We start from the raw sequence: 11910 nt of genomic DNA on the forward strand, positions 1-11910 counted from the left end.
CCTCCCTTAGATGGATGTTCGTGGTACTTGTTGTTTTTGATATAATGCAATTAACTTAACTGATAATTCATTGGTTAGTTCTGTATTGCCAAGACGATTTGCTTCCATAAGATCTGATCGAACTTGATTAATTGATTGTTCCATCGGCGAATCATTCATAATGACGGACACACAATCATCAAATTCATCCTCTGAAGACTCTTCTGCAACTGTCATCAGCTCTATTTGCATTAAAAATCTCTTTGAAGACTCTTCTGGCAAGTAATCTAAAAAACTAGCAATTTCATATTGCTCATGTAATTCTAAATAGCCTTCAGCTAACGTATATATTAACTGATAACTATCATGAACAAAACTAAAATCATCAATTGATCGAATTTTCAGCCAAGCTGTATGATCATGTAATATACGATAAAGCAATAATCTTTCAGCTCTTTCAACACGATCAATTTTTTCATCGCTCATGACCTCTGAGCGATTTTCTACAGGTGGTTCATCTGTTCGAACCCTTGGAACTTGATTAACTTGTTGCACTACTTTTGGTTGAACGGCAACTAAATCAATTAACTGTTGTCTTAGAATTCCTTTATCAATTTTAAATTCATCTGCCAACTGATTAATATAAATATCTTGCTCAAACGGCGTTTTAATTGTAGTTAAAACTTGTAGTACTTGATCAATATAATCAATTTGCTCACTTTCATTTTTTAAGTTTTTATTTCGTTTCAAAAAATTCATTTTGAATGAAATAACCGTCTCTCGAGCAGAGTGAGCTAACTCCAGAAACGCTTCTTTACCATTTTTTTTAACAAACTCATCAGGATCCATACCGTTAGGAATGGCTAGCACGCCAACTTTCATTTTTGTCTGATTCGCTAGCAGGTTCAAAGCACGATTTGTTGCATTTTGCCCGGGTTCATCCCCATCATAACAAATATTTAATTGTGATGTTGAACGTTCTAACAAATAAATTTGTTCATTTGTTAAACTTGTTCCCATAGAGGCGACACCATTTTTAACTCCAGAGCGGTATGCTGCTAAAACATCCATAAATCCTTCGAACAAAATAACATTTCCTTCTGTCCGAATTTCTTTTTTTGCCAAATCGTAATTAAATAGAATCTCTCTTTTATTAAAAATAGGCGTTTCAGGACTGTTTAAATATTTAGGTAATTCTTTATTTTTTTCAAGCAGACGACCTGAAAAGGCAACAACTTGACCATTTTGATTTCTAATCGGAAACATCACTCGATCAATAAATCGTTCACGCAAATCACCTGTTTGATTTTCAATAAATAGTCCAGACTGCCTTAATAATTGATAGTCTACTTTCTTTTCCTTAAAAAAATCTTGTAAGACCGATTTCCCAGGCGCAAATCCAATTTGGAAAGTTTTGATAATTTCATCCGTTATACCACGATTATGCAGGTAATCTAATGCCTTTTGACCCATTTCTGTATTCATTAAAATGTGTTGATATAATTTAGCACCGTCATCATGAATTTGCTTTAACTGACGATTTTCAGTTGATTCTTGTGTCCTTGCTGACTGAGATTCAGAATATTTACTATCGATATCCATTCCTGAAAATTCTGCAACTTTATTGACAGATTCTGGAAAGCTAAGTCCCTCTAGCTCAATTAAGAACTTAAAAACATTCCCACCTCTTCCACAGCTAAAACAGTGAAAAATTTGTTTCTCTTCGCTTACAGAAAATGAAGGCGTTTTTTCTTCATGAAATGGACATAAACCCATAAAATTACTACCAGATTTTTTTAATCCGACATACTGACTAATGATATCAGTAATATTCACACTAGTTCGCACCTGTTCAATTACGTTTTCGGGTATTCTCATTCCAACTACTCACCTCCAAAACTAACGATACGAAGTTACCTATATTTTGAGTACCCATAATAATAGCATTTATTTGACATAAATACAATTATTAGCTTCAAGTAATAGACACTTTTGTCAAATATGACTATTCTGATTCTATTACCAAACAAAAAAGGAATTTATCTTCACAGATAAATTCTCATTTTTATATTACTTAATATTTAATTTACTTAAATTACCTAATTTTGAACTCATCTTAGCAATTAAACTCAATTGATTTAAGCGATTATTTTTAATTTTTGTATCATCAACCATAACCATTGTCTGGTCAAAATAATTTTCAATTAGCGGACGAATCTCGCTTAATGTAGTATATAACTTCTCTGACGTTAAATCTGCCAACTGACTTTGGATTATTTCAACTCGTTCAAATAAATCTTTTTCAGCAGTATTATCTAATAATACTTGTTCAACAACTAGATTAGTTGCCTCATTTTTATCTGCTAGCTTTAATACACGATTGATTGCTTCAACGGTCTCCTTGAAATCCTTATCATTTTTATGATTTTCTAAGGTTACAGCGGCCTCTGACATAACTAATAAATCTGCATCTGTACTTTCAACAACACTTTCAATTACATCATAACTGACGTTTTTATTTGAAAGCCATTGCTTCATACGATCATTAACAAAACTTAAAATATCTTTATCATTTTCGCCAACAGTCATCTTGGTAAATAAATCTGGATGTATCGTTGCCAATTCCTTAATATCGTTCAGTACCTCAAGTGGTGAAAAATGCCACTGACGATCTTCAACAATTCTAACTATCCCAAACGCTTGACGACGAAGTGCATAGGGATCATTTGATCCAGTTGGAATTAATCCAACTGAGAAGAAACTTGACATGCTGTCCAACTTATCAGCAATTGCTAAAACTGCACCAATTTTTGATTTAGGTAGTTCGCCATCAGCACTAATTGGCATATAGTGTTCAGAAATTGCTTGTGCAACAGTTGGATTTTCGCCCATTAGCAAGGCATATTTCTCACCCATAATTCCTTGAAGTTCAGAAAATTCTCCAACCATCCCTGTTACCAAATCAAATTTATAAATTTCACTTGTTCTTTGTAAAAGAGATAATTCATGGTCATTTAAGCCAAGGCGTTTACCAATGATTTGTGCCATTAATTGAACACGTTCCATTTTTTCAGACATTGATCCAATTTTATCATGGAATGTGACATTTTTTAATCGCTCTACATAATCATTAATCGTTTGTTTTTGATCTTCTTGGTAGAAAAATGCAGCATCTTCCAATCGTGCTGTAAGAACCTTTTCATTGCCTGCTTCGACGTTAGCAATGTTAGCTTCTGTCCCATTACGAACTGAGACGAACATTGGTAAGATTTCATCGTTTTGGCCACGCACATAAAAGAATCTTTGATGGTCTTTCATTGAAGTCATTAGAACAACATCAGGAATATCTAAATATTTCTTATCAAAATGACCAGAAAATACTGTTGGATATTCAACTAAATTGTTAACTTCTTCCAAAAGATCCTCATCAAGAATAATATGCCAGTCTTGATTATTTTCAAGATTAGTAATTTGTGTTCTAATCATTTCTTTTCGTCTATTAGAATCAACGATTACATATTGTTCTTCTAATTTTTTAACATACTCTGTTACTGAGGCTAAATCTACAGCTTCTCCTAAAAAACGATGGCCTTGCGTTTGGCGGCCAGATTTAATATTTAAAATACTGAATGGAATAACGTCACTATCAAGTAACGCAACTATCCAACGAATTGGTCTAACATATTTAAAGTCATAATTTGCCCAGTGCATCATTGTTGGGAATGTCATCGCTTCAATCACATCTTTAATCTGAACCAAAATATCTTTGGCAGATTTACCAGCGATAAATTTATTTACATAGACATACTCAACGCCTTTTAATTCTTTAAACGTTATATCGTCTGTTGTTACTCCTTGTCCACGGACAAAGCCTTTTGCAGCATTAGACCAATTTCCTTCATCATCCATGGCAATTTTCTTTGCAGGTCCTTTAGCTTCTTCTTGAATATCTGCTTGTTTATCAGCCAAACCAGTCACTTCAACAGCTAAACGTCTGGGTGTTGAGAATGCCTTTATTTCGTCAAATGATAACCGTTGCTCTGTTAAAAAGTCACCTACACGTTTAGCCAATTGATTTTGGCTAGGTGTAACAACATGAGCAGGAATTTCTTCTAACCCAATTTCTAATAAAAAGGAATGTGTCATCTTATTTATCCTCCTTTAATAATTTACTACGAAGTTTTTCATCTTTTAGTAATGGGTAGCCTAATTTTTTACGCTCCTGTACGAAAACTTTAGCAATTGATTTAGCCATATTTCTAATTCTTGCTAAATATCCAGCACGTTCAGTAACAGAAACGGCTCCTCGAGCATCTAATAAATTAAATGTATGACTACATTTTAAAACATAATCGTATGCCGGATGAACTAACCCATTGGCAATCTGTTTTTTGGCTTCTGTTTCATATACATCAAACAAATTAAATAACATTTCTTGATTGCTTTCTTCAAATGAATATTTAGAATTTTCATATTCTGGTTCTTTAAATATGTCGCCGTACATGACCCCATCAGCCCATTCAAGATCATAAACACTCTCAACATCTTGAATATATGAAGAAAGGCGCTCTAAACCATAAGTAACTTCACTAGTGACGGGATGTACCTCTAATCCACCAACCTGTTGGAAATAAGTAAATTGTGTAACTTCCATACCATCAAGCCAAACTTCCCAGCCAACACCAGCACAACCCATTGATGGGTTTTCCCAGTTGTCTTCAACAAATCGAATATCATGTTCAGCTGGATCAATACCTAATGCACGCAAACTATCCAAATATAAATCTTGAATATTTGCAGGAGATGGTTTCATCACAACTTGAAATTGATGATGTTGGTACAAACGATTGGGATTTTCGCCATAACGACCATCTGCAGGACGTCTTGAAGGTTCAACGTATGCAGCATTCCATGGTTCTGGTCCAATTGCACGTAAAAATGTGTAAGGGCTCATAGTTCCAGCACCTTTTTCTGTATCATAAGCCTCCATTAACATACAACCCTGATCAGCCCAGAATTTTTGTAATGTCATAATAATATCTTGAACAGCTAACTTTTTTGACATAGTATTCCTCCTTATTTTTAAGCACAAAAAAACCTATGCAGTCTTATAGACCACATAGGGACGATTTTAATATCGCGGTTCCACCCTACTTCTGGTTCAATTCAACCAGCAGCTTCATTAACAAAGGACTCCGAAAATGCCAATAAAAATAATTAATTACTTAGCTTGCACTAATCCTAAGTTCGCTTTAATAACTATTCTTACCCTTTTTCATCATAATCCCGCTATTTATTTCTCTATAATCATAGTTTAGAAATAAGTATTTGTCAATTATATTTCAGTATTTTTCTTTAATGAGACTGGCCAAGAACTGATTCCATCGATAAATTTTTTACTTTTCAAATTTAATCCAACACTATTATCATAAATAACATCAATAATACGACGTAATTCCTTTTTGGTACTCTCAGCAACCTTGATTGAATTTAATTTATCAAGATTCACTACAGAAAATTGTCTCAAATAAAAAATTGTTTTTTGAGTAGCATGAAGTCGATTATTATCAAGATACCAATGTTTAGAACACAGTAGCCCACCGTAAGATTCTGAATAATCAAATTCTCCCTGCGTTTCGCCACCAACTGCACAGACCTGCAATTGAGGCTGTACACCAAAAACTGTTAATAGCTGAATTTCAATAATATTTGTAATAATTTCTGGATCAAATTCTTCGTTAATCAATCGAATTGCTGTCACAACTTTTCGGTACCAAACAGAGATGGGTTCGTTATCTTTGAATGCAGCATCAATTAAACTAAAAATATAAATGGTATAAGCATTACTGATTATATCCTGTGAAATCGTTTGAAATTGTTCAAACTCTTTAGCAGTATTAATAAATGATAATCCGTTGTCATTTATACTCCCACTGTAAGTTCCGATTGTAAATGGTAGTAAAGCAGCAGATAATTTGAATCCTCGTTTTCTAGCACCTTTAATAAAAAACATTTTTTTACCATAACGATCGGTTAAAAATTTCACTAAAAGATCACGTTCTTTATATTCTTTACGATAAAGTAAAATCCCTTCAAAATCTGCATTATTCTGAACGATACTATGCATCCCCTTTCCATGAGCAAATAAAAATCGGAACAAAAATTATCTTGTTCCGATCATTAGTTACTTCTTAATAGTCATCTTCACGGTAACCAAATGCTTTTAAATCAGTCTGTTTATCTCGCCAATTTTTTTGAACTTTAACCCAAAGTTCCAAATAAACGCGATCACCAAGCATCGTTTCGATATCTTTTCTAGCTTTAACACCGATATCTTTTAACATTTTACCACCTTTACCAATAATAATACCTTTTTGCGTTGGACGTTCAACGATAATTGTTGCAGAAATGTGCAATTTTTCTTCGTCCTCTTTTTTTATATCTTCAACCAAAACGGCAACTGAGTGAGGAACTTCTTCTCGTGTTAATTGTAAAACTTTTTCACGAATTAGTTCACCCATAACAAAACGTTCTGGATGATCTGTAATTTGATCTTCTGGGTAAAACTGGGGTCCTTCAGGTAATTCACTAATTAATGAATCAACAAGCTCATCGACGTTATTTCCTTTAAGTGCTGAAATTGGGAAAACTTCTTTATAGTCCAAAGATTCTCGATACGTTTCCACAATAGCTAATATTTCATCAGGGTGAATTTGGTCAATTTTATTAATAACCAAATAAATTGGTTTCTTAGTATCTTTTAATCGATCAATAATAAAATTATCTCCTGGTCCACGTTTTTCTGTTGCATTAACCATAAATAAAATAGCATCAACTTCACCAAGTGTTGAAAGTGCTGATTTGACCATAAAATCACCTAAACGACTCTTTGGTTTATGAACACCAGGTGTATCAATAAAGACAATTTGTGCATCATCTGTTGTATAAATACCTTGAATTTTATTTCTGGTCGTTTGTGCCTTATCACTCATAATAGCAATTTTTTGACCCATAACATTGTTTAAAAATGTTGATTTTCCAACATTTGGTCGTCCTAAAATTGCCACAAATCCTGAATGAAACTTTTTATTTTGCATTAATTAATTCTCCTCTTATTTATGTACCTTTTATTATAATTGACTAATCAAAAACTAATTCTAACAGTTGTGGGATAAAAATAAGACATCCAACAATCATCGCAAATAGTGCCGAAAGTAAGACAGCAGCAGCTGACATATCTTTAACTTTTTTTGCAATCTCATTATATTTATGACCAGTTGTCAGATCAACCAGATTCTCTATAACTGTGTTCCAAACTTCATTAATAATAACCATACTAATGCTAAGAGCTAGCCATAGCCACTCTGTTTCAGAAATTTGAAAAATTGCCGCACAAATAGATACTAGTATCATCATGGCTACATGTTTTTTCATATTTCTTTCTTCTTTAAAAACCGTAACAAGGCCATCTAGAGAATGTCCTAGTGACAACAAAAATGTTCGATTTTTTTTAACTTGGCGCTTATCGTTTAAGGCCATAAGCATCTAATATCTCTGTTTGTAATCCAAACATTTCTTTTTCATCTTCAGGTTCCATATGATCGTAACCATTTAGGTGTAAGAACCCATGGACTGTCAAAAATCCCAATTCACGTTCATAAGAATGACCATAATCAACTGCTTGTTCAGCAACTTTTTCAGTTGAAATCATGATATCACCGATATTTTTAGCAATTTCAGGCATATCCATACCTTCATCATCAGGAAAAATAATTGGCATATCATCTCCATCTTCTTCGATTGCGAAGCTGATGACGTCAGTTGGTCTATCTACATTTCGATATTCACGATTAATTTTGTGAATTTCTTCATTATTCATTAAAGTAACTGACATTTCTGTTTCATCAGGTAATTTTATTTTCTTACCCGCAAAATTAAGAATTTCTTTAATTAATGTTATATTTTTTTCTGGTTCTGCCTTAGTGTGGTCAAAAATTTCTAAATCCATAATAACCCTCTTTAAATTCGTTTTATATGTCCCAAAGTTACTCAACTCAAATAATAGCATAAAAAAAAAGGAACTACAATTCAAGTTGAATTGTAATTCCTTTTTCGCTAATTTAATAATGATTTAACTGTCTCACTTATAACCTTACCATCAGCGCGTCCCTTAAGTTTAGGAATAACCGCACCCATGACTTTTCCAAAATCAGCTTTTGATGTTGCACCAACTTGTGAAATAACTTCTTTCACGACATCAGTAACTTCTTCAGCTGATAATTGTTCAGGTAAATATTTTTCGACAATTTTTATTTCCATATCAAGATTTTCTAAAAGATCATCTCGACCGGCATCTTTGAATTCTGCATAAGATTCTTTGCGTTGTTTTAACTCGCGAGCCAATAAAACAGTTTCATCATCAACTGATAAATCATGACCTGCTTTAATTTCTTCGTTTGTAACAGCTGCTTTAAGCATTCTTACAGTACTTAAAGTTTGTTTGTCTTTTGCTTTCATCGCTTGTTTTAAATCGTTATTAAGTGTTTCTAATAGACTCAACGTGATTCCTCCCTAGACTAGAAGCGTTTCTTAGTTGTTTTACGCTTTCTTGCTGCTTCGGATTTCTTCTTACGTTTCACACTTGGCTTTTCATAGAATTCGCGTTTACGGTATTCTTGTAATGTACCTGTTTTAGAAACGGAACGTTTAAAGCGACGAAGAGCATCATCGAGAGATTCGTTTTTACGTACGACTGTCTTTGACATAGATATCCCTCCCTCCGAGCTTGAATGTAACCGTCTTTTTATGCATTAAGTTGCATCGTCGAACTGTCCTTGTTCATTATAACTAAAGTCTTTATCGCCGTCAATAAATCTTTTATAAAATATTTGAGATAATACAAAAAATATACTTTTTTTTAACAAATTAAGCATAAATCAATTGATCTAAATCAATAAACAGCTTTAATTTAACCCAAGTTCCGTTAATAGATTAGGATTAAAGGTATTTTCTTTAAACATCAAAATTTCTTTTTGATATGGTGATTGTTGATTTTTTTTATCTACACCTACATATGGTGTTTCTAATATTTTAGGTACCTTACTAAATCTTTCGTCATGTACAATACTATTTAATGCATCAAACCCAATTTCACCAAAGCCAATATTAGCATGTCTATCTTTATGACTTCCTTGAACATTTTTTGAATCGTTAATATGAAAGACTTTCAATCGATCAATTCCAATAATATCATCAAACTTTTCTATAACAGATTCAAAGTCATCTTTAATATTATATCCAGCATCACTAGTATGACATGTATCAAACGTAACAGATAATTTATCATTCAACTTCACACCATCAATCATTTGTGCAATCTGTTCAAATGTTCGTCCAACCTCTGTACCCTTGCCCGCCATTGTTTCAATAGCAATTTGAATTTTTTGGTCTGAAGTCAAAACTTCGTTTAATCCTTCAATGATATGTTTAATTGCAGCTTCATCTCCCGCACCTACATGAGCACCAGGATGGAGAGTCATTTGAGTAGCACCTAATGCTTCGGCCCTATCTATTTCAGCTTTCAAAAAATTGATTGCAAATGTAAAATTCTCTGGTTTAACTGTATTTCCTAAATTGATAATATAAGGGGCATGAACAACTATATCACTTAATCCATGTTCCACCATAAAGGCTTTACCTTTTGGAATATTCATCTCTGAAATATCTTTTCGCCTTGTATTTTGAGGTGCTCCCGTATAAATCATAAATGTACTTGCTCCATTATTCGAAGCCTCTTCGGCGGAACCAAGTAACATATCTTTTCCCTTCATACTAACATGTGATCCTATCAACATTATCCTTACCCCTTTTCGCATTTTAACTTGATTGTATTATAACATTGATTATAAAAAAAGATTTAGAATACTCACCTGACAGGAAGTTTTCTAAATCTTTTATATTTAAATTAAATCAACAAAATGAGCTCTAAATTTATAGTGTAAATGTGATCCTATTAAGAGGAACATTAATGTGATTGACCAAAATAGTAATAGTTGTGTTGGATTATTAAAAAACCAACCTTCGCTCAAGAAAGTTTCTCTAAACCCTGCGACTAAATAGTTAAACGGATTTATTTGTAGAATTCTAACAAAAACTTTAGGAAAACTACCAGAATTTAAATTGAATAAAATACCTGACATGTAAAATAAAACCCTCATAATCGATTGGAGTGCTATATAGTAATCACGAGCTAAAATTGAGATGGTTGAATTAAAAATACCGAAAGCAAATAAAAATGCAATCATACAGATAAAATAATAAATGTACTGTAACCAATACAAAGTGGGCGTTACACCTGATAATAATAAAACAATAATACTAAAACCGAACATAACCCAATACGCAGTCATTTGACTGACCATACGAATTGTTGGTAGTACGCTAACTGGAAATTTCATTTTAGCAACTAATCCAACTTTTTCATAAACACTACGAGACATACCAAGTACACTAGAATTCATAAACAACCATGGGGCGATACCCACCATCATCCAAGCAAAATAATTAACCCCATCTATCTGTTGTCCAGCGTGCAAGGCAACACCGAAAACAAGATAGTAAATACCAATTTGAATCATTGGGTTTAAAAACTCCCATGCAATTCCTAAATAATGACTTTGGTAACTTGCTCGATCTTCATATTTTGAAACTCGAAATATAATTGGTAAATTTTCAAATTGTTCTTTTATAATTGAAATAACTTTTTTCAATGTATTGACGCTCCTTATTTAAGTAAAATAATAATCTAGAACACGCTCTGTCGCATGCCCATCATTAGATGTATTCCATAATAAATTAAATGTTGCTAATTGTCTATCACTATTTTTGAATTCTTTATAAGTAGCAACTAGTTCACTCATTGTTTGCACAATCGGTCCTGGTACCCAGTTATTAAAATCCGATTGAATCCCAATACTACTTTCATAATTCTTTAAATCAAAACAATAGAATAAAACTCGTTCAGCGTTTGGCAATAAACTGAAATCAAAAATAACCGATGAATAATCTGTAATTAAACAATTTGTGATGACCAACAATTCTCCAGTTGTGTATTCATCCACCCATAAAATATCATTATTCTTAGATAATAATTTTTTAAAGGCAAGCTCTTTGTCCTTTAAATGCGGATGTAATTTAATAATTAACTTAGTTTCATCATTTAATAATTCTTGAATATTAGAAAAATCATCTGGTATTTCTAATATAACTTCCCCATTTATATCTTCTCTATATGTTGGTGCGTATAAAATGATTTTTTTCTTAATTAAGTCTGGGTGGCTACTAAAAATATTTTTTTTTGTTAATTTTATCCAATTGCTATCTTTAAATTTATCTGTAGCAGGGTATCCAAGTTCTAAAATGTGATTATCAGAAACATGATAACTTTTCTTAAATACTGACCCCATTTTAGCTGACGCTACAATAAAATCATCAAATTGATTATAGACAGATTGAAATCGTTTTTTATCTTCAGCTGATCGATCAGCTGTCTTAGGCTCATCCCAACCAAACGATTTAATTGCCCCATTTGCATGCCAAAGTTGAACAATTTTGGTTGTTTTTTTTGTATGCATTGTGGCTAAAAAAGCAAAATAATTATCGACAAAAATTAAGTTACTCTTAGAAATCAGAGGGATTAAATTTAATACGAAAGAAATATTTTCAGTAAATATTTTGGTTTCAATATTTAAGTCTTCGATATTCTTAATTTCTAACTTCATAGAAGGTCGATAAAAAATGATTAAATGTTGATTATTATCTAAACATCTTTGATTTAATTTCCGAATGAAGTCACTATTACCACCGAAACTCATTAAATAGCTGATATTAGTACTTTTTTTAGAGAAATTCAGTAACGAAAATAGTCTGATG

The 11910-nt window shown here is 32.5% G+C and carries 12 protein-coding genes; all 12 read right to left on the reverse strand.

What is annotated here, in order from left to right; all coding sequences use genetic code 11:
- Positions 1-6: 6 nt before the first annotated feature.
- Positions 7-1857: a DNA primase gene (dnaG, locus tag AC1RPH_RS03325; RefSeq protein WP_481761357.1), complete on the reverse strand. Its 1851-nt coding sequence runs from the start codon at positions 1855-1857 to the stop codon at positions 7-9.
- Positions 1858-2049: 192 nt separating this feature from the next.
- Positions 2050-4125: a glycine--tRNA ligase subunit beta gene (gene glyS / locus AC1RPH_RS03330; RefSeq protein WP_481761358.1), complete on the reverse strand. Its 2076-nt coding sequence runs from the start codon at positions 4123-4125 to the stop codon at positions 2050-2052.
- 1 nt (position 4126) lies between these two features.
- A complete protein-coding gene (gene glyQ / locus AC1RPH_RS03335) occupies positions 4127-5044 on the reverse strand; it encodes a glycine--tRNA ligase subunit alpha (RefSeq protein ID WP_409022489.1) in 918 nt (305 codons plus the stop codon).
- A 270-nt stretch (positions 5045-5314) separates the two neighbouring features.
- A complete protein-coding gene (gene recO, locus AC1RPH_RS03340; protein WP_481761411.1) occupies positions 5315-6106 on the reverse strand; it encodes a DNA repair protein RecO in 792 nt (263 codons plus the stop codon).
- Positions 6107-6170: 64 nt separating this feature from the next.
- Entirely contained in the window at positions 6171-7076 is a 906-nt protein-coding gene (era, locus tag AC1RPH_RS03345) for a GTPase Era (protein ID WP_409022487.1), read from the reverse strand.
- Positions 7077-7119: 43 nt separating this feature from the next.
- Complete coding sequence (locus AC1RPH_RS03350; RefSeq protein ID WP_409022486.1) at positions 7120-7524, reverse strand: diacylglycerol kinase family protein; 405 nt, start codon at positions 7522-7524, stop codon at positions 7120-7122.
- Positions 7502-7987: an rRNA maturation RNase YbeY gene (gene ybeY / locus AC1RPH_RS03355; RefSeq protein WP_409022485.1), complete on the reverse strand. Its 486-nt coding sequence runs from the start codon at positions 7985-7987 to the stop codon at positions 7502-7504. The genes AC1RPH_RS03350 and ybeY overlap by 23 nt, the downstream gene beginning before the upstream one ends.
- 107 nt (positions 7988-8094) lie before the next feature.
- On the reverse strand, positions 8095-8538 hold the full coding sequence (locus tag AC1RPH_RS03360; RefSeq protein ID WP_409022484.1) for a GatB/YqeY domain-containing protein: 444 nt from the start codon (positions 8536-8538) through the stop codon (positions 8095-8097).
- A gap of 17 nt (positions 8539-8555) precedes the next feature.
- The gene (gene rpsU / locus AC1RPH_RS03365) at positions 8556-8744 is read right to left on the reverse strand and encodes a 30S ribosomal protein S21 (protein ID WP_057973588.1); all 189 of its coding nucleotides are present in this window, start codon (positions 8742-8744) and stop codon (positions 8556-8558) included.
- Between the two features lie 198 nt (positions 8745-8942).
- On the reverse strand, positions 8943-9833 hold the full coding sequence (locus AC1RPH_RS03370; RefSeq protein ID WP_409022483.1) for a deoxyribonuclease IV: 891 nt from the start codon (positions 9831-9833) through the stop codon (positions 8943-8945).
- 105 nt (positions 9834-9938) lie between these two features.
- Positions 9939-10748, reverse strand: coding sequence for an ABC transporter permease (locus tag AC1RPH_RS03375; RefSeq protein ID WP_409022482.1), 810 nt, complete (start codon positions 10746-10748; stop codon positions 9939-9941).
- An 18-nt stretch (positions 10749-10766) separates the two neighbouring features.
- Complete coding sequence (locus AC1RPH_RS03380) at positions 10767-11759, reverse strand: CDP-glycerol glycerophosphotransferase family protein (protein WP_481761359.1); 993 nt, start codon at positions 11757-11759, stop codon at positions 10767-10769.
- Positions 11760-11910: the final 151 nt, after the last annotated feature.

This window comes from Dellaglioa sp. CoH-57-MRSF-16, from assembly GCF_056782055.1.